16 protein-coding genes are annotated in these 19,723 nt (G+C 59.4%); 9 read left to right on the top strand and 7 right to left on the bottom strand.

The features are described 5' to 3' along the window. Positions 1-2: 2 nt before the first annotated feature. On the bottom strand, positions 3-2,060 hold the full coding sequence (locus RBB75_RS08345; RefSeq protein ID WP_179640636.1) for an ATP-dependent DNA ligase: 2,058 nt from the start codon (positions 2,058-2,060) through the stop codon (positions 3-5). A 256-nt stretch (positions 2,061-2,316) separates the two neighbouring features. On the opposite strand from RBB75_RS08345, the gene prfA reads away from it, so the two are divergent. The 6 genes from prfA to RBB75_RS08315 all read left to right on the top strand — a co-directional run bounded on the left by prfA (position 2,317) and on the right by RBB75_RS08315 (position 7,189). After that, a complete protein-coding gene (prfA, locus tag RBB75_RS08340; protein WP_179640368.1) occupies positions 2,317-3,393 on the top strand; it encodes a peptide chain release factor 1 in 1,077 nt (358 codons plus the stop codon). 168 nt (positions 3,394-3,561) lie between these two features. Continuing rightward, on the top strand, positions 3,562-4,152 hold the full coding sequence (locus tag RBB75_RS08335; protein ID WP_179640367.1) for an NYN domain-containing protein: 591 nt from the start codon (positions 3,562-3,564) through the stop codon (positions 4,150-4,152). Positions 4,153-4,175: 23 nt separating this feature from the next. Beyond that, complete coding sequence (locus tag RBB75_RS08330; protein ID WP_179640366.1) at positions 4,176-5,030, top strand: VOC family protein; 855 nt, start codon at positions 4,176-4,178, stop codon at positions 5,028-5,030. Positions 5,031-5,065: 35 nt separating this feature from the next. Further along, the gene (locus RBB75_RS08325; RefSeq protein WP_353070150.1) at positions 5,066-5,881 is read left to right on the top strand and encodes a hypothetical protein; all 816 of its coding nucleotides are present in this window, start codon (positions 5,066-5,068) and stop codon (positions 5,879-5,881) included. Positions 5,882-5,889: 8 nt separating this feature from the next. Continuing rightward, a complete protein-coding gene (prmC, locus tag RBB75_RS08320; protein WP_353070149.1) occupies positions 5,890-6,777 on the top strand; it encodes a peptide chain release factor N(5)-glutamine methyltransferase in 888 nt (295 codons plus the stop codon). 61 nt (positions 6,778-6,838) lie between these two features. Next, a complete protein-coding gene (locus tag RBB75_RS08315; RefSeq protein ID WP_179640363.1) occupies positions 6,839-7,189 on the top strand; it encodes a DUF4440 domain-containing protein in 351 nt (116 codons plus the stop codon). A 207-nt stretch (positions 7,190-7,396) separates the two neighbouring features. Here the strand turns inward: RBB75_RS08315 and RBB75_RS08310 are convergent, their stop codons facing one another. The 4 genes from RBB75_RS08310 to RBB75_RS08295 form a co-directional block, all read right to left on the bottom strand. Beyond that, the gene (locus RBB75_RS08310) at positions 7,397-8,656 is read right to left on the bottom strand and encodes a molybdopterin-dependent oxidoreductase (RefSeq protein ID WP_179640362.1); all 1,260 of its coding nucleotides are present in this window, start codon (positions 8,654-8,656) and stop codon (positions 7,397-7,399) included. Beyond that, positions 8,653-9,603 (bottom strand): cytochrome b/b6 domain-containing protein, encoded by a 951-nt coding sequence (locus RBB75_RS08305; protein WP_306459731.1) that lies wholly within the window; start codon positions 9,601-9,603, stop codon positions 8,653-8,655. Before RBB75_RS08305 ends, RBB75_RS08310 begins: the two co-directional genes overlap by 4 nt. Positions 9,604-9,714: 111 nt before the next feature. Then, positions 9,715-10,104: a hypothetical protein gene (locus tag RBB75_RS08300; protein WP_179640361.1), complete on the bottom strand. Its 390-nt coding sequence runs from the start codon at positions 10,102-10,104 to the stop codon at positions 9,715-9,717. Further along, on the bottom strand, positions 10,101-11,798 hold the full coding sequence (locus tag RBB75_RS08295) for an NAD(P)/FAD-dependent oxidoreductase (protein WP_179640360.1): 1,698 nt from the start codon (positions 11,796-11,798) through the stop codon (positions 10,101-10,103). Before RBB75_RS08295 ends, RBB75_RS08300 begins: the two co-directional genes overlap by 4 nt. Before the next feature lie 160 nt (positions 11,799-11,958). Here RBB75_RS08295 and RBB75_RS08290 point away from each other — a divergent pair, with 160 nt between their 5' ends. Continuing rightward, the gene (locus RBB75_RS08290) at positions 11,959-13,011 is read left to right on the top strand and encodes a UbiA prenyltransferase family protein (RefSeq protein ID WP_179640359.1); all 1,053 of its coding nucleotides are present in this window, start codon (positions 11,959-11,961) and stop codon (positions 13,009-13,011) included. Then, on the top strand, positions 13,008-14,603 hold the full coding sequence (locus RBB75_RS08285; RefSeq protein WP_353070148.1) for a glycosyltransferase family 39 protein: 1,596 nt from the start codon (positions 13,008-13,010) through the stop codon (positions 14,601-14,603). Before RBB75_RS08290 ends, RBB75_RS08285 begins: the two co-directional genes overlap by 4 nt. A 25-nt stretch (positions 14,604-14,628) precedes the next feature. Here the strand turns inward: RBB75_RS08285 and RBB75_RS08280 are convergent, their stop codons facing one another. Then, entirely contained in the window at positions 14,629-15,930 is a 1,302-nt protein-coding gene (locus RBB75_RS08280) for a glycosyltransferase family 87 protein (protein ID WP_353070147.1), read from the bottom strand. 163 nt (positions 15,931-16,093) lie between these two features. Then, the gene (gene clpB / locus RBB75_RS08275; RefSeq protein ID WP_353070146.1) at positions 16,094-18,763 is read right to left on the bottom strand and encodes an ATP-dependent chaperone ClpB; all 2,670 of its coding nucleotides are present in this window, start codon (positions 18,761-18,763) and stop codon (positions 16,094-16,096) included. Between the two features lie 156 nt (positions 18,764-18,919). Between clpB and RBB75_RS08270 the strand changes: the two genes are divergently transcribed. Continuing rightward, positions 18,920-19,663 carry a YoaK family protein gene (locus RBB75_RS08270; RefSeq protein ID WP_179640355.1) on the top strand — a complete coding sequence of 248 codons (744 nt, stop codon included), beginning with the start codon at positions 18,920-18,922 and terminating at the stop codon, positions 19,661-19,663. Positions 19,664-19,723: the final 60 nt, after the last annotated feature.

Below are 19,723 nucleotides of genomic sequence, written 5' to 3'. Positions count from 1 at the left end.
GGTCATTCCACCGGTTTGTCGACCTGAGACTGATACACCTCTTCCACCCGCGAGACGGTATCAATCTCGGCCACAGGCTTGTCCGTCCGGATCTTCAGGATGCGCGGAAAACGAAGCGCAAACCCGCTCGCGTGACGGCCGCTGCGCATAATGTTGTTGAACGCTACCTCCAGCACCATCAGCGGTTCCACCGTGCGAAAGTGCCCCTGGTCTTCGAGAGTGTGCTCCATCATCCACGCGCTCATCTCGCCGATCTCGACGTCCGTCAGGCCCGAGTAGGCTTTGCCGACGTTGAGTAGCTCGCCCGCATCGCCGCGCACCGCGAACGTATAGTCGCTCAAGATGCCTGCGCGCCGCCCATGCCCAAACTCCGCGCCCGTCACCACCACGTCCAGCGTCGCCAACTCGCGCTTCAGCTTTACCCACGCCAGCCCCCGCCGACCCGGCTGATAGATTGACTCCGCGGCCTTCAGCATCACACCCTCATTCGCTCGCGCTCGTGCATCGGCGTAAGCCCGGTCAATATCTTCCGCAGACTCCACCAGCCGCGACGGCGAGATCATCAGCCTCTCCAATCCAGCGCTCTGCTCGCCTGCAAACAACACCGCCTGCGAATCACGCGCCCGCTCGTCCACCACCAGCGGAGAGGCCACGCGCTCTACCAGTCGCTCCACCACCGCCTCCAGCCGATTGCGCCGCTCCCGTAACGGCAGCTCCAGCAGCAGTTCGCCATCGGCGCACATCAGGTCGAAGGCCATAAAGATGACCGGCACCTGCTGGCGCCACTCGTTCGAAACTCGCTTACGCCCAATCCTCTGCCCCAGCACGGCGAACGGGAGAGCACGCGCCTGTTCGAAGTCCCATCCCAGAATCTCCCCGTCGAATATCAGAGAGTACGGGATCAGGGAACCTTCACTCGCATCTGCATCCGGGTCGGCGCGAACCTGCGCAAACGCCTCCTCGAGCTCTGGGAAGCTTTCGGTAACGTCTTCCTTGTTGCGAGAGTAGATCGCCACCCGCCCCGGCTGACCGGAGTCTCCGCAGTGTATCTGCGCCCGCATCCCGTCGTACTTGTCTTCGAGAAACGCCTGCACGCCCTGGGCATCTGTGGCGTTTGCGAGCGTCGCATTACCGCCCGCCTGCGTCCCTTTTGCAAGTACATCTTCGGGCGAAGCATCGGCAAACTGCTCGGCGTCGACATCGGCACTCGCATCAAAACTTTGCGGCACCGCAGCTTCTTCCATCACTTCGTTCGCCGCTTCTACGGTCACTGCCTTCTTGTCTTTGCGAGGCTTGCCGGTCTTCACAACCGGCACCTTCGCGGGCTTTTCGGTGAACCGCTCCACCGCCTCCTCCGGCGTCTCCACCGGCGACGCCAGCATGAATCCCAGCGGATGAAACAGCCGCATCCTTGCCTCAGGCAGGGTCCCGGAGAAGGCTCGCTGCACGGCGCTACCAAGATCCGCCTCGAGCATCACCGCTCGACGTACAGCTTCCACAGAAGCTCCAGCCGCAGCGGCAATCGCCTCCTCCACCAGGCTCTGCTTCACTCCAATTCGCATATCGCCAAGCATCAGCTTCAGCAGATACTTTGCCTCGAGCGGAGTCGCCCGCCGCAGCAAACCCTCGACCAGAGCCGCACGAATCGCCGTCGTCTTCGCCACGGCCATCGCAGCAAACGCTTCGGCTACCTCGGCCAGCGTCAGCTCAGGAGCATTCTCCTCTCTCGCTGCGATCAGCAGATCAAAGGCCGCCGCACCCATGTCTCCGTGCCGCCGGTACGCCGCCGTCAGCGCCTGATCGCTGGCTCCACTGACCGCCAGCAGCGCCTTCGAGAGTAACGCCCCGCCGGCGTTCAGCTTCCGCGAATCCGCCTCTGCAAACGGCGTTCCGGCAAGATAGAGCGCCAGCAAACCTGAGTCTTCGCTCTCCGACCCACTCTCCGGACTTGCTGAGTGCACCTTCGCGATCGCCTCTGCCATAACTGCGCGCTTCTTCAGCTTTCCAGCCTCCTGCGCCAACTGCTCTGCCAGCTCCGCCACCACCGCAAACAACGCCATAGCTTCAACCCTCACCCCGAATGCCCGATTCCCCGTTTGGGATCAACTGATTCCACTCAGTAAAGATGCCAAAAAGGGGCTGGCTGCACCGTAGGCACAAGGAGTAACATCTAAACAGACATGAACACAGCCGCAAATTCGGTGTCTCTCTCCCGCGTGGCCGAGTCTCCCGACCGCCACGATTTTGCCTAGCTGCGCCTCTCCTCTACCCCGACCCTTCTGATCCCCTAATTCCTTTTTACTCAATGGAGTAGCCATGTTCGACCGCCTCGATCAACTTGAAGCCCGTTACGAAGACCTCGGCAGGCAGATGTCCGACCCCACGCTGGTCAACGACCAGAAGAAGTTTCAGGGCATCGCCAAGCAGCACCGCGACATGGAGCCCACCGTCGAGAAGTTTCGCGAGTACCGCAAGATACGGGACGGCATCGCCGAGGCTACAGCCATGCTCGCCGACCCCGACCCCGAGGTAAAAGAGATGGCACAGGCCGAGCTCGACACCCTGGAGCCGCGCCTCGAGCCTGTAGAGGAGCAGCTCAAAGTTCTACTCCTCCCCAAAGACCCTAACGACGAGAAGAACGTCATCCTCGAGCTACGTGCCGGCACCGGCGGCGACGAGGCAGCACTCTTCGTCGCAGAGGTCTTCCGCATGTATATGCGCTTCGCCGAGCAGCACAAGTGGAAGGTCGAGATCCTCTCCCAGACCGAGTCTGGCATCGGCCATGGATTGAAGGACGTAACGGCGATCATCGAAGGCGAAAACGTCTACTCGCAGCTCAAGTACGAGTCCGGCGTCCATCGCGTTCAGCGCGTTCCCGCGACCGAAACCCAAGGCCGCGTCCACACCTCCGCCATCACCGTCGCCGTTCTACCCGAGGCCGAAGAGGTCGACATCAAGATTGAAGCCAAGGATCTGCGCATCGACACCTTCTGCTCTTCCGGACCCGGCGGACAGTCGGTGAACACCACCTACTCCGCAGTCCGCATCACGCATCTGCCGACCAACACCGTCGTCAGCTGCCAGGACGAAAAGTCGCAGATCAAGAATCGCGAGAAGGGAATGCGTGTCCTCCGCGCCCGCCTCTATGAAGTGGAGGCCGAACGCATCCACCAACTCCAGGCGAAGGATCGCAAGCAGCAGATCGGCTCCGGCGACCGCAGCGAGAAGATCCGCACCTACAACTTCCCTCAGAACCGCCTCACCGATCACCGCATCGGCCTCACCAACCACCAGCTCGCGATGGTGATGGAAGGCCAGATTCAGCCCACCATCGACGCACTCATCGCGCACTACACCGCGGAAAAGCTCAAAGCCGAAGCAGAGGCTGCCTGAACCCGTGCTTATGTTAGTACCGTTCAAATGACGGGTGGCTTAATAAGATTTTCGACATCTATTGCTATCTTGATAAGGAGTGAGTAAAGTGGTGTTATCCGTTACGCTCGTAGGCGAGCACTATACGCCCCCTTATGGGGGCTTTATATTTTTGGGGGAGCATTTTGAATGCCCGATGTAAGAGTAGCTGTTTTAATTGATGGTGGGTTTCTCAGGGTTGAGGCGAAGAAAGCAAAAAGGATCTACAACCCCGATTACATCGAACGATTTGCATTAGCCTGCAAAACAGCCGATGAATCCTTGTTTCGAATCCTCTACTACGATTGCGCTTTGTATTCGGGCACAGTAAAACTACCCGTCTCAGGTCTGCCTCACGTATTTCAGTCATCCGATGCGTGGCTCCATGAGCTTTCACATAAAGATCTCTTCGCAGTTCGTCGTGGAGTGCTGAAATTCAGGGGATTCAAACCAAAACGCACGCCTGTAACAAATCAGGCTCAACTCACCGACGCAGACTTTCAGCCAGATTTTGAGCAGAAAGGAGTCGATATGCGAATTGGTTTGGATATTGCGGCATATGCTGCCAATCACGCAGTTGAACGGATCGTATTGGTTTCGAACGACACCGATTGTGTTCCAGCTCTCAAATACGGCCGCCGAGCGGGCCTGCAAACTGTCTTAATTGAACCGCCAAAGGTTCGCCTCGCACCCGAACTACTCTCCCATATCGATTTCAAGCGTCCTGTGTTATGGCCGTAACTAATCTCCCAAGGAATCGCGGCATGATCAAACAGCACCTCAACGGGTGCTCTGGGCCGACTCTATCTTTAGCAAGATATTTCACTCTTGCTTTAATCCTCTTCGCACCCCTTCTTCACGCACAGCCTGATACCAGGACACCGCCCTTCAACGGCTTCGCCCACGTTGCTCTTCGCGTCCACGATCTCGCCGCCTCAGTGGCCTTCTACGAGAAGCTCGGCTTCGAACAGGCCTTCGATCTGCGCAAAGACAACGTCCCTTACGAGTCCTTCCTCAAGGTCAACGACACCCAGTTCATCGAGCTCCACGCGGCCAACCCAACCGAGCCCGATGCCGGCTTCCTGAGCCTATGCTTTGAAGGCGCCGACCTGCAGGCGATCAACGACGACTACCGCAGCCACGGCCTTACTCCCACTCCCATCCTTAAAACAACCGCTGGGAACCTTCGCTTCATCCTGGGGGGCCCTCTGCAAACCTCCAGTCCACAGACCATCGAGTACACCCAGTACCTCGCGGGTTCGCTCCACAGCGAAGACCAGGGCAAACATCTTGGTCCAGACCGCATCGGCGAAAAGCTGGTCGCGGTGTCAGTCCCAATGGCAGACCCCGCCTCGGCTCGCGACTTCTACATCAATCAGCTCAACTTCAAGCCCATCGCCAACGATCCGATGAGCCTCCACATGCCCGGCGAGAGCGGCCAGGAGTTGGAGATCATACCTGCAACCACCGGCATGCATGCTCGCATCACCCTCGAATCGAGCAACCTGGGCAAGGCCGCGCGCCACCTCCACAAAGAAGGCATCTTCGCCGTCAAAAACGGAGCCACCCTCACCGTGATCGATCCCGATGGCAACGTCCTGATCCTCGAAACCCGCTAGCGAACCATCTCCCCTCTGCTACCGTAAAGTCACGCATGCGCCTCTCTTCACTTCTCGCACGCCTGTCTCCCGTCTGCCTTGTCGGCTGCTTCGCCGCTGTCCTGGCCCAGCAGCCCGACCCCGCACTCGAGCAGATCCTCTCCCGCATCGAAGCCAACACCGAGCAGTACAAGTCCACCGTCCCCAGCTTTCTCTGTGACGAGCACATCACCTCTCAGGAGATCCATGACGGTCAGCTCAAACACGAAACCACCGTCGAAGCGCTCTTCCGCGTCGCGCGATCGCCTTCGCCAGACGGCGCCCTCGAAGAGTCTCGCGAAGTGAAGTCGATCAACGGCAAATCATCGAGCGGCAAGAAACTCGACATGCCCATCTCGTTCCGCGGAGGCTTCAGCGGCGTACTTGCAAAATTTCTCTCCTCCGATCGCCACGAGTGCTTCGACTACCAGTCCGATCGCTCCTCCCCAGCCTCTCCTGGTACGGAAGCTTTCACCTTCACCGCCCGTGAATCTGCCGCGAAACAATCGGCCTGCGTCTCCATCCAGCCTGGCACCACCGGCAAGTTCGTCATCGACACCGCCTCGGCGCAGGTTACGCACATCGAGCGCACCGTCCCCAATCCCGTTGGCAAAGATCAGGCAGTTCGAGGCACAGCCTCCGTTGACTTCGCACCCGTCACTCTCAACGGAAGATCCTTCTGGCTGCCCACCACGGTCATCGCCTTTACGACCGAGACCCCGAAGACCAACGCCTTCCGCTTCACCGCGAAGTACAGCAACCACCATCGCTTCGCCGCCAGCTCTACCATCCTTCCCACAACCTCAGACACCGCTCAGCCGCAGCCAAGGTAGCCGCCAGAATGACCCTCCGCCAGGCCATCACCAACGCTGCAGCCGAGCTGGCCGCCAACCCACACCTCAGCGAACACGCCCACCGCGACGCCGAACTCCTTCTCCTCCACACGCTGCAGATCTCCCGCGTCACTCTCATCGCATATCCCGACCGCGACCTCTCCCCCGCCCAAGACGCGCTTTATCAGATCGCTATCAACCGCCGCCGCCAGCTCGAGCCCATCCAGTACATCACCGGCGAGCAGGAGTTCTACGGCTTGCGTCTCCACGTCACTCCCGCTGTCCTCATCCCTCGCCCCGAGACCGAACATCTCGTCGAAGCGGTGCTCAAACTCATCCCTGCGAATCAGCCTGTAAGGCTCGTCGATATCGGCACCGGGTCGGGAGCCATCGCCATCGCCATCGCCGTCCACCTTCCACTGGCCGAGATCATCGCCGTCGATCTATCTCTCGATGCCCTCGCCATCGCAGAGCAGAACGCTCACGACCACAACGTAGCCGATCGGATCCAGTTCCTTACCTCCGATCTCCTCGCCGCCATCAAATCTCACGGCGCAACCTTCGACGCCATTGTCAGCAACCCACCCTATATCCCCGAATCCGACCGCCTCACCCTGCACCCCCAGGTTCGCGAGCATGAGCCCGCCGCCGCGCTCTTCGCAGGCGAGACCGGCCTCGACCTCTACCGGCGGCTCATCCCGGAAGCGCTGAGCGCACTCAAACCAACCGGTCTCCTCGCGCTCGAGATTGGCCACGGCCAGCAGCAGCCGCTCACCCACCTGCTAGCCGGATGGAACGATCTCACCTTCCTCAACGATCTCCAGCAGATCCCGCGCGTTGCCCTTGCGCGCAAGCCGAACACCAGCGACCTCACGGATAAAAACCCGAACCAATAAAATCTGTCACAATGAAACCCTCGACTCTGTCGTTCGTATTAACAATTGGAGTCTTCGTTCCATGACTAAGTCCGAACTTCAAGACCATCTCTATGCACTCGAAGAGCGTCTCCTCCATCCTGACCGGGAGACTGACCGCAGAGCCCTCATTCCACTCTTCGCCGACGAGTACAGGGAGTTCTGCACCTCCGGCCGCGTCTTCAATCGCCAACAGACCATCGATGTGCTCTTATCCAGCGCAGCTCGCCCCGCAACCATCCACCACTTCTACATCGCGCAGCTCGCAGAGAATGTCGTCCACGCCACCTATCGTGCCACCACCTCAGTCGCCGTCTCCCATCGCTCCTCACTCTGGATCTTTCGCGACAACCGCTGGCAGCTCCTCTTCCATCAAGGCACCATCGCCAGCTGACAGTGTCCTGCCGGACAGGTCCACTGCTCGTGGGGCGGTCACTTCGTGACGAGTGTACCGGTCTGCGCAGCGTGAGCAGCATCAGCCCTCCCGTTGGTCGGAATCATCATCCGTTTGCGACCAACGGGAGCACCACGCGAAGCGGTATACAAGTCACGAAGTGACCGCTCGCCGCGAAGGCGGCCCGTCCGGCAGGACTTAAGTCATTCAAAGCCCCGCATACCAGTCATACCCCAGCTTTGTCCAGTAGTCATCAGGCCGTCTGTCGGTGTATGCGATCAGCCCAATCCGTTTGATCTGTTTGTAACCGTACTTGATCGGCATATGTAACCGAATTGGTGCTCCGTGCCACTGCGCCAGCGGCCGCCCCGCCATCTCAGTCACCAACAGGCTCTGCGGATGCATGCAAGCCTGCAGACTAAACCCACAGTAGTAGTCCCCATCTGGCGTCTCCATATAGACGTATTTCGGCAGCGATCCATCCGGCTTCCTCTCCGGCGGATACTTCGCAATTAAATCCGCTAACCGGCGCCCACCCCAGTGCACCACCTGGCTCCATCCTTCGATGCACTTGAACTCCGTCACCAACTCGTGGTGCGGCAGGCTCGTCACATCGTCCATCGTCAACAGCAACCCCGGCGTACCAGGATCAAGCGTGTTGTCCGACATGCCTGCCTCTTCCTGCCCCCGCGGCCGCTTATTCCCCTGCGCTTTCTTCAACGCAGCAAACGCAGCCTCAAACGCGGGCGGCATCTTCACTTCGTTCTTCTTGTCGCCGCCCCCACCAACCATCGTGCTTGCAGCGCCACCCTGCATCATCGGCCCTTCGCCCATGCCCGCGTCGCCATTGGGATCTGCCTTGGCTTTCGATCCATTTCCGACAACAGCAGCAGCTTTGGGTGCGACCTTCGTATCGTGCTCCACCGGCCCAGCGTCTTGCTTCGCGACGTATTGATACTCCCACGCCGTCACATCCTCCACATACTGCGGAAGCCTCTTCGCGTCCTCCACTCCCACCATTTGCAGACGATAGCTCTCCGGGACCAGGTTCATCTTCAATCCATAGTTGCCGTTCGTCCGCAGCTCCATGGATCGAGCCACCGGATATGTCGGCGCGAGCCCGCGCTCATCAAACGCCCCACGCGACACTCTGGCATTGAACTCCAGCATCTTCCGCAGCGGCCTCGGTATCAGTTGGTCGCCCGGACTCCGATCGATCCACCGATAAAAACCATATCCGCTCGCAGCCGCTGCCGCCGCAATCACAAAACTCCGCCGCGTCCTCTGCCCCGACTGCGCCCTCACCCCGGCATCCAGCGCCTCTACCTCTGCGGCACGCGAATCTCTCCGCTCCCGCTCTCCCACGCGCTCCCAATCACGCTCCAGGTCGTCGTCGCGATCCTTCTTCTCGCTCTCCCACTTGCGCCTTTGCTCCTGCTCTTCACGCTCCTCCTGTCCGTCGCTCATCCCACCCTCCTCTCCTCTTCCAGCGAAGTCTTCGTCGCCGGAACAATCTCATATCCACTCACCATCGAGCGAAAGTTATTCCACCCCGCAAGGATCACCTGCATTACATGCACTACAAAGAACGCACAGAAGCCCATCGTCAGCCAGAAGTGCTCCCACCGCGCCATCTCATAGCCGCCCAGCAGCGACGTGATCCAGTGCACCTGCGTCGGCTTGTAGATCGAAAGCCCCGTGACCAGCGACCCCAACCCCATCAGAACAACCGACGTATAAGCAATCTTCTGCGCGCCGTTGTACTTCTTCTGCGGCGGCAAGCCCTTGCGAAGATGCAGATCCACCAGCGTCACCTGAATCGCATCCAGAAATGATCTGCGCTCCGGCACCAGCACCCGCCACTCCCCCGAGATCAACAGATACGACACATACAAGATCCCATTGATCGCAAAGATCCACATAAAGAAAAAGTGATACCCCAGCCCCTCGGTCACACGATAGGGCGCATTGATCAGCTTCCAGAACCACGGTGGAAACAGCCGCACCACCGTCAGCGATCCGACGCCCACCCGATACACCGCGTGCGGATGCTGATAGGCGTTATCAGAATCATTCCAGTAGATCAACAACCCGCTCCAGATCATCGTGAACAGCACCGGGAAGTTCACCCAGTGCATCCATCGAATCGCCAGGGAATGCTTCTTTTGAAGTCGTATCGTCGCCGCCGCAGGCTCTCTCACGTCCACTGGCGCGACGACTGCATTCGCAGTAACTGACGAAGCCGGACCCGTCGAACGGGCAGAGACAGCAGACTCATCTACCGCTAAATCACTCGCCTCCGCCATTGGAGCCGCAGAGATCTCCGGCGCAGCCTCGCCCCTCACTTGTGGAGTTTCAGCGGCCGGCTGCAACTCCTCGACCGGCTCCTGTTTGTCCGTAGGTTTCTCAGGCATTTGAGCTCCCGTCATGCACTCTCGCGTGCAGTTGTCTAACCCATCAAGGTCCGAATCGTTAGAGCTTTCCCCGCCGCAAAAGGTTACGCGCTATTTTACGTCGCAGCCTGGCTACCTCAACTGCACCCGAATCCTGGCGCCCGTCTCGTCCGCAAACGTAACCACCTTTGCGCTCATCGCCGCCTTGGCACCCGCACCACGTCCATCGAGCGGATAGACGGACGCGTGGTCCGCATCGGTCCAGCACGCCAGCCCTTGGACGCAGCCCAGAATCTGCGGCACTCCGGGAATCCCACTCCACCCCTGCACCAAATACCGCCGCTCTGTCCCCGGCTCCTCGACCAGCACATCGTTTGAAAAGTTGATGTACAGCCGTGCCCCATCGACTGCCACGTCATTTCTCTCCATCTTGCCCAGCGGATCACGCAGAAAGATTCGCTGCCGAAACACAGCCACGAAGATCACCAGAAGCATCGTTCCCACAACCAGAATCCTTGTCACTTTTTCTCCTCGTGGTACTCCTGCTCCGTGTTGATCCCCCACAGCGCAGCCTTATCGATGTGCCCAGCAACAATACCATCCACCGCAGTCATCGCAGTCAACATACTGTGATCCTGGTTGTTGTACTTATGCATCCCATTTCGTCCCACCAAAAACAGATTCTCGAACCCGTCGGTAAACTCTCTCAGTTCGTCGAACCGGTCATACGTGCCAAAGTACGCCGGATAGGTCTTCGGCACCCGCACCACATGTCCGTCGGAAACATCTTCTGCGTTCAAAATCCCGATCTTCGCTACCTCGGCAATCGCGAACTTCTTCAACTCTTCATCCGGCATCTTCCACAAATCGTCCGTGTCGTAGCAGAAGTACTCCAGCCCAATCCAAACCTTCGTCGGGTCCGCGACCAGGTACGGGCTCCAGTTGTTGAAGATCTGTAACCGTCCCAGTACCACATCAGGTTCCTGCACGTAGATCCACGTATCTTTCAGCAGCCCACCGTCCGGCTCCTTCACCTTCAGCCTGTCCACCAGCAGACCCACCGTGATAAAGTCGCGATACTGCAGCCCCGCGCTCACCTCGCGCACATTCTCGGGCACCGGAGCATCCATCGCCTCCACCAGTTCGCGCATCGGCATCGTCGAAAAGAAATAGTCTCCCGCAAACGTCTGCCGCTCTCCCTCCGCATTCACCGCATCGACCGACACAACCCGCTTCACGCCGCCTTCTCTCGAGCAGTGAATCCGATCCACCTTCAAACCCATATGAATCTCGCCGCCGCCCTCACGAACCAGATCCGCAACATGCTCCCACAACTGCCCCGGCCCGAACTTTGGATACATGAACCGCTCGATCAAGCTTGTGTCTGTGCCCTTCTGCGCCAAGTCACCCGTCTTTGCCTTGCCTCCAAACGCCTTCTTCAAAAAGTGTTTCACCGCCGTCGTCAAACTCAGCCCTTTGATCCGCTGCGCTCCCCACTCCGCCGAGATCTCATTGCAGGGCGTACCCCAAACCTTCTCCGTATAACTCTTGAAGAACGTTAGATAGAGCTGCCGACCAAACCGGTTGATCAAAAAATCTTCCAGACTCTTCTCCGGCGCAATTTGGCTCACCTGCGACTTCATATAGCTCGTACCGACACGGAACGTCCTGACAACTCCCAGATTCTTCAACGTCGTCGCCGTCAACGTAATTGGATAGTCAAAGAACTTCCGCAGATAATAGATCCTGCTCTTACGCGGACGGATCAGCATCACCAGGTCCGGATCAGGATCCGGCGTCGCTGCCGTCACCATCATCTCTACCGGCCCTTCGTTCTCTGCCTTATCCTCGATCTCTTCCGCCGCATGCGGATCAATCGGCCCGGCCCCACGCAGCACAGGCTCCTCCGGTAGCCGGGCCGGCACGGCGACCATCCGCTTCTTTCCCTGGTACGAAATCTCCGGCTCAGAACCCGCATCGCCGACATCGGGCGGCATCAGGTCCACCCACCACTGCATCACGCGATCGCTCTTGGAAAAAAAACGATGGCCGCCGATATCCATTCGGTTGCCCTTGTACTTGATGGTGCGCGAGATTCCGCCAATCTCCTCGCTCGCCTCAAGAATGATCGGCCTGACATCCGACCGTCTCAGCAACTCCAACCCTGCAGTCAGCCCTGCAGGTCCAGCACCGATAATCACTGCTCTCCGTGACATGCGCCCGCCTGCTCCAGACGCGCACACCGCGCCGCACCCAAGCTTATCGTAAACAAATCGCCCACTGCCAGAGGTCACCGTCATCCACTGGCTTCATCTCCATTTGCTACACTGAGCCCGTAGCCCCAAGGCAGCTGGCTAAGGAGCCCTTACAAAAAACATGCCCGAGCCTCCCCCGCGCAACGTCTCCTTGTCCGAGCGCCTCCGCGCCCATCTCGCCATCGCCAGACTCGATCACTCCATCAAGAATCTCTTCGTTCTGCCCGGCGTCATCGTGCCGCTCAGCGTCTATCCCGCGCTCTTCACACCCCATCTTCTCATCACGCTGCTGCTGGCATTTGTCGCGGTGACGCTCGTCGCATGCAGCAACTACGTCATCAACGAAGTCCTCGACGCACCCTTCGACCGCCTTCATCCCACCAAACGCAACCGCCCCGCCGCCCGTGGCCTGGTCAACATTCCCGCCGCCTATGTGCAATGGCTCCTGATGATGGTCGCCGGAATCGCCATCGGCCTCACTATCTCACGCATGTTCGCACTAGTCGCACTCATCCTCTGGATCATGGGCTGCCTCTACAACTTCCCTCCGATCCGCACCAAGGACGTACCCTACCTCGACGTCCTCACCGAGTCCATCAACAATCCCCTGCGCATGCTGCTCGGCTGGTACGCCGTCACCAGCGTCCTCGTCCCACCCGTATCGCTGCTTATCGCCTACTGGATGCTCGGTTGTTACTTCATGGGCCTCAAGCGCTTCAGCGAGCTCTCCGAGATCGGCGATCGCGCCGTCGCAGGCGCCTACCGCGCGTCCTTCAAGCGCTACACGCCCGAATCGCTGCTCGTATCCGTGGTGTTTTACGCCTCCACCGCGATGCTCTTTCTCGGTGCCTTCATCATCCGCTACCGCATCGAGCTCATCCTCGGCTTTCCTCTCGTAGCCTTTACCATGGCCGTCTATCTCAAGCTCGCCTTCAAGCACGACAGCGCCGTCCAGAACCCCGAAAAGCTCTATCGCGAACCTCTCCTCATGGCCGCCTTCACGTCGACGGCTCTCGTCATGGGCCTCCTCCTCTTCGTCCGCATCCCACGCCTAGAGATGTTCTTCACCCCAACGCTACCCTCCGCCACGCCGCCAGTAGTCCAGCCGGCGCCAGCTGCTTATCTCCGGCCCAACTCAGAGCAGCAGCGGCTTAGAGTCTCAGTCAAGATATGATTTCGTCGCAGAGTTCCAGTGTTGAAAGCAGATCCGACAGTCTTGCTCTCCCCTGGACAGCCGTCGCCTTTCTGATCCTCACCGCCGTCCTCTCCCTCCTCTGGTCGCATCACAAGCTCCTGTCGCAGGACGAGTTCTTCGTCCTCCAGACCGACAGCGTGCCCAGTTACGCCCAACTCCTCCACATTCAGCGCAGCTATCCCATCTCGCTCGATCCCCTCGTCTACCACACCCTTGCACACCTTGCGATCAGCCTCTTCGGCGCCGGAGCCTTCGCCCTCAGACTGCCCTCGCTGCTCGGCTATCTCCTCATGCAGCTCTGCCTCTTCTACTTTGTGCGCCGCATCGCCAATGAGCACGCCGCGATCTTCGCGATGGCCTTTCCCGCGATGACAGCGACTCTCTTCTACTCCGCCGAAGGCCGCCCCTACGGCCTGCTGCTCGGCTTCTACGGTCTCGCTATGGTGAGCTGGCAGAGTGCAACCCGTCGTAGCTCGCGACGCACCGGCTCCCTCATCCTTCTCGCCCTCGCGGTCGCACTCACACTCAACACCCACTACTTCGGTGTCCTGTTGCTTCTTCCTCTCTGCGGCGCAGAGCTCTTTCGCACTATCCAACACCGCCGGTTGGACCTTCCCGTCGTGGGTGCCATCATCCTCGGCATGGCCTGCATCGCCTTCGCGCTGCCGTTTGAAAGATCCGCCGCCGAGTTTCGCAAGAACTACTACAACGCCGGAGATGTGGGCTACCACGCCATCACCCAGGCCTATCGTTCGCTCTTCCTGGACTACACCCACGCGAGCCGCCGTATCCAGCACCTCGCCGCCCTCGGCCTCATCGTCTTCGCCGCTCTGCTCGTCTTCGGCAGCGTCCGGCAACTACGCAACAAAGAACTCCATCTCCCAGACGCAGAACTCGTCTTCGTCCTCGTTCTCGCCGCACTGCCCTTCTTCGGCTTCCTGCTAGCCTTGTTCGTCACCCACTCCATCGAGGTTCGCTACGTCCTCGGCGCAATCGTCGCGCTCAGCATTCTCCTGGCGATCGCCCTCTATCCATTACTTCGCCGTACAAGCACAGCCATCCTTACGCTATCCACACTCGCGGTGGCGATCATAGTCACGGGAGCCATCCGCATCCACGCCGAGCAGGCAAAGACTCAAGACTTCATGGCCTCGCTCACACTGAGCCCGCAGATCAAAGCCGCCATTCTCTCAAGCCCCAGCGGCCTGCTCTACCTTCAGGAGATGGGCACCTTCGAGGTAGCCAGCTACTACGAGCCTGACCCCGACATACGTTCCCGCATGGCCCTGGTCTACTCCAGCCCTCAGGAGCTGCTCTGGAGCCGGCGCGACACCGAGTCTCTCACCGCCGAGCACATGCGCCACTTCACCGGCTTTCCCATCATCCCCTACGAGCAGCTCTCCGCCCAACCCGGCGATCACGTCTTCGTGCTCCTGCACAGCGGCTGGAGCTGGACCGATCAGGCTCTCGCCGCCGCGCACGCCGACATCACGTCGTTAGGACCCGCCATGGGAGGCGACGCAGCGTCCGTGCAATTCGCACCCGGCTCCCAACCTCAACCTGAGAAATAATCTCGCGCGAGTCAGCAGGTAGAAGTTACGCAGCAATGGCTTCGTCAACTTCCGCACGACGTGCCAGCTGCATCAACAACACAAGCAACAGAAGCGCTCCAAAGTACATGTACGACTGCAGCACATTCCATCCGGACTTGTCTGCCAGCAGATTAGTCGCCGCCAGAAAGTTGGCGCAAAGAAAAAACGACAGCCCCCACAACCACGGCTTCTTGCTCTCCCAGCACCCATACGCAAACCAGAACCACGCAAAGATCCCGAACACAATGCCGTAGTGATGCTCCCACGCCATCGGCGACGCCGCCACCGACGCCAGCCCCATCGCAGCGATATCCGCCGTCGATCCCCTCATCTTCCTCCACGGAAACAGCAGCACCCCACCTACCAGCACCAGCGACGTCAGCACCGTCGCACGGTACACCCACGCAACGTAAGGGGTATAAACATGCGGCGTGTATCCCATGTTCTCGCCGTTGAAGATCATGCGATTCAACGTCCCGAACATCGACTGATTCGCATAGTGCGATTGCGCCTTATGGCTCAAGCTCGCAAGCACACCCACATAGTCGAGATTATTGTGCCAGCCAAAGACCGCCACCGACATCGCCACCAAAACACCGGAACAGACCAGGAACGCCCACACAGCACCCCATCGCCTGCGCACCACCATCCACACGAGCAGCAGCACATACTGAGGCTTCACAAACGCAAGCAGCGCCGCCACAACACCCGCCTCGCGCTCCCGCCCCGACGTCCACAGGTAAAGCATCACCGCAAATCCAAACGAAAGCATCGTCTGAGCATTCCCCAACGCGTATCCCTTCAACAACGGATAACACCCCAGACAAGCAAGCACCACCGCAAGAACATCCATCCAACTCAGATCCGCGCCGCGCCTCCGCAACAGTCTGCGCCCCATCGCCAGCGACACTGCCGCAACCCCAACCACCGAGAACCAGGAAAACACAGCCAGCAAACGAAGCATCGCCGCATCACCCACGCCAAGCCTGCGCAATGCAACCAACGGCAACTCACTCGCCAGCGAATAGATCAGCGTGTCGTACAGGGGAGCCGCATAGATCGGCTTCGTAGGATTCGCGTCGAAGTAATCAAGTGACTTCATCATCGGCAACCACGAGTCGGTCCACTGCCGCACGTGCAGAAACTTAGCGACGTCATCCTTGATGCTGCCAGGGTTTCCCAGATGCAGCGCGCGGCAGATCCCCCACTGAACCACATTCGCAAGAAGAAGGCTGCACACCACAAAAAGAAGCAGCCGTCTGCTGCGCGTGCCCACGCTGGAGTTGCCCACTGTCTTTGCCGTCACGCTCTCACTCTATCAAACAGTGACACTAGCCGAATCGAACCAGCGCTATCCTTCACTCCACGTCCTGAACTCGCGCATAGTCTGTGAAAACCTCCGTCGCAATACGACAAAAGAATAGCCCGCCATTGCAGGCGGGCCATCTCGTTACGCCGGGGACAAGTTGTTACGAGACTGCGACCTCGCGCCCCTGTACTTTGAACTCAAGGGCGTTCTTCCCAGCCGTCACCATCACATGGTCGCCATGCAGCACGCTGCCATCCAGAATCTTCACCGCCAGCTTGTCCTGCACCAGCCGCTGAATCGCTCTCTTCAGAGGACGCGCTCCGTAAGCCCGGTCATACCCCGCTTTGAAGATTGCCTTCCTCGCGCCATCGGTCAGCTCAAGCGTAATCTTTCGATCCGCCAGCAGCTTCTCCAGATCCTTCAACCGCAGATCGACGATATGGGTCAGCTGCTCATCAGCCAGCGGATGGAAGATCACAATGTCATCTACGCGATTCAGGAACTCCGGCTTGAAGTGCTTACGCAACTCCTCCAGCACGCGGCTCTTCGCCTCTTCAAATCCCTCTTCGCCTTGTGCCCACGCCGTCGACAACTGCCCCGCGCCAACATTCGAAGTCATGATCAGAACAGTGTTCTTGAAGTCCACCGTCCTGCCCTTCGAGTCCGTCAGCCGCCCATCATCGAGCACCTGCAACAGCACATTGAACACATCCGGATGCGCCTTCTCAATCTCATCAAACAGGATCACCGAATATGGCCTGCGCCGCACCGCCTCGGTCAACTGTCCGCCCTCGTCATACCCGACGTATCCCGGAGGCGCTCCAATCAATCGCGCCACTGCGTGCCTCTCCATGTATTCGCTCATGTCGATCCGCACCATCGCGGCCTCGTCATCGAACAGAAACTCCGCCAGCGCCTTCGCCGTCTCTGTCTTACCCACGCCCGTGGGCCCAAGAAAGATGAACGAGCCAATCGGCCGCTTTGGATCGCTCAAGCCGGCACGCGAACGCCGAATCGCATTCGCCACCACACTCAGCGCCTCATCCTGACCAACCACGCGCTCACGGAGACGCTCCTCCATCTGCACCAGCTTCTGCATCTCGCCCTCCAGCATCTTCGAGACCGGAATCCCGGTCCACTTCGACACCACCGCGGCGATATCCTCCTCGTCGACCTCCTCCTTCAACATCCGTGAAGGCCGCTTCGCCACGCCGGCAACTGCGCCCGACTTCGCCTCCGCCTCATCCTCGCGAACCGCCGCATCCTGCTCCGCCGTCAACTCGCGCAGCTCCGCCTCCAGCTTCGGAATCTCGCCATACTGCAACTCCGCCGCCCTCTGCAGATTGCCCTTCCGCGTCTCTTCGCCCATCTGGAAGCGCAAAGATTCCAGCTGCTCCTTCAACTCCGCCATCTTTCCGATCGCGCCGCGCTCCTTCTGCCAACGCGCACGCAGCCCAACCGCCGCCTCCTTCACCTCGGCCAGCTCACGCTCCACAATCTCCAGCCGCTCCTGCGATCCCGCGTCCTTCTCCCGCTTCAACGCTGCACGTTCAATCTCAAGCGACGTAGCCCTCCGCTCCAGATCATCAATCTCCACCGGCACCGAGCCAATCTGAATCGCCAGCGCTGCAGCGGCCTCATCCACCAGGTCAATCGCCTTATCCGGCAAAAACCGATCCGAGATATAACGATGGCTCAGCACCGCCGCAGCCACAATCGCCGAGTCCTTGATCCGCACCTTATGGTGAGCCTCATACTTCTCCTTCAGCCCACGCAGAATCGCAACCGTGTCCTCGACGTTCGGCTCGCCAACATACACGATCTGGAACCGCCGCTCCAGCGCAGCATCTTTCTCAATGTACTTCTTGTACTCACTCAGCGTCGTCGCGCCAATCGCCCGCAGTCCGCCGCGAGCCAGCGCAGGCTTCAGCATATTGCTCGCGTCCAGCGAACCCTCGCTCGCACCGGCGCCCACGAGAGTATGTAACTCATCGATAAACAAAATAATCTCGCCGTTCGACTCCTCAATCTCCTTCAGCACCGCCTTCAGCCGATCCTCAAACTCTCCGCGAAACTTCGCCCCGGCGATCATCGCGCCAAGATCCAGCGAGCACACGCGCTTGTTCTTCAAAATCTCCGGCACATCGCCCAGAAAGATCCTTCTCGCCAACCCTTCCACGATCGCTGTCTTGCCCACGCCCGGCTCGCCGATCAGGACAGGATTATTCTTCGTCCTGCGACTCAGCACCTGCACCACCCGCCGAATCTCCTCGTCCCTCCCAATCACCGGATCAAGCTTCCCGCGCCGCGCCAGATCCGTCAGGTCCTTCGCATACTTCTCCAGCGCCTGAAACTTCCCTTCAGGGTTCTGATCCGTCACCCGCTGACTCCCGCGCACCGCACTCAACGCCTTCAGGATCGCCTCATGCGTCCCGCCCAGAGACGCCAGCGCCAGCTGCACCGGGTCATTCTTCGCCTTCGACAAAGCCAGCAGCAGATGCTCCGTCGACACATACTCGTCCTTGAAGTTCTCCGCCTCCTTGAATCCCTGCTCCAGCACCTTCTGCAACGCATTCGACAGCCCCGGCTGCCCCCCACCCTGCACCTTCGGCAGCTTCGTAATTGCCGAATTCACCCCCGACAGCAGCTGCTCCACCGGCACCCCAATCTTCTCCAGCACCGGGATCACCACTCCCTCGCGGTCCTCCAGCAGCGCCGCCATCAGATGCAGCGGCATCACCTCCGGATTGCCATTCTCCCCGGCATATCCACTCGCCGCCTGCACCGCCTCCTGCGACTTCACCGTCAACCGATCCCACTTGATCGCCATAACTCTTATCACCTCAACAAATTTTAGCTTTCTGCATAACTTTAGACGCGCCAACGCACCCAGAAGATGCGGGATCTGATAACAAGTCACTCATATCTTCCATCATGACTTACCGCTTCAACGGCGCGTGGTCGTACGATTTCTCAATCAAGATCCATGCCAGACACCCTATACCATTGGGTTGGCCCCCACCGGATCCACATGGCTCTCGATACGACTCCTCAACCCAGCTCCCTCACCGATGCGGTACTCCTCGCCAGCGCCGGTGGCATGCTGGACGCTGTCGTTTTCCTCAATCACGGCCACGTCTTCGCCAACGCCATGACAGGCAACGTCATCTTTCTCGGTATAGCCGTTGTTGGCCAGCAATGGCGCGAAGTGATTCCCCATGTCATCCCTATCCTGGGCTTCTTCGCAGGCGTCACCACCTCCCGGCACCTCCGCTCCCGCGCCACCCACGCCGCCATCATCGGCCTCACCTTTGAGATCGTCTCCCTCTTCGCGCTTGGCTGGCTTCCCCTTGATTTCCCTCACATGGCCTTCACCGGCATCATCGCTTATGTCGCCGCGCTACAGGTAGCCAGCTTCCGCCGCGTTGACCGATTCGCCTTCAACTCTACCTTCATCACCGGCAACCTGCGCGATGCAGTCGAAGGACTCTACGACGGACTCGCTCCTTCCTCCACGCCGGAAGTTCGCGAGAAAGGCCGTTCTCAGGCCTTTGACCTCGGCCTAATCTGTCTTTGCTTTCTGGCTGGAGCCATCGTCGGAGCCTGGGGCGCCCCGCGCTTCGGCAACCACTCCCTCTGGATGGCAGAGCCTCTACTTCTTACCTTAGCTCTCCGGCTTCTTAGCGGCCCCGGATCTCCAATCTCCCCAACCACAGGCTTTCACAGCTGATCGAGCAGTAGAACAAAGCCTCCGAATCTGCGCTCAATCCGACGGTACACCAACCTAACG

The sequence above is a fragment of the Tunturibacter empetritectus genome (genome assembly GCF_040358985.1).
GTDB lineage: Bacteria > Acidobacteriota > Terriglobia > Terriglobales > Acidobacteriaceae > Edaphobacter > Edaphobacter empetritectus.
Note: the sequence above shows the minus strand (reverse complement) of the source record. Positions and strands in the feature narration are given on the sequence as shown.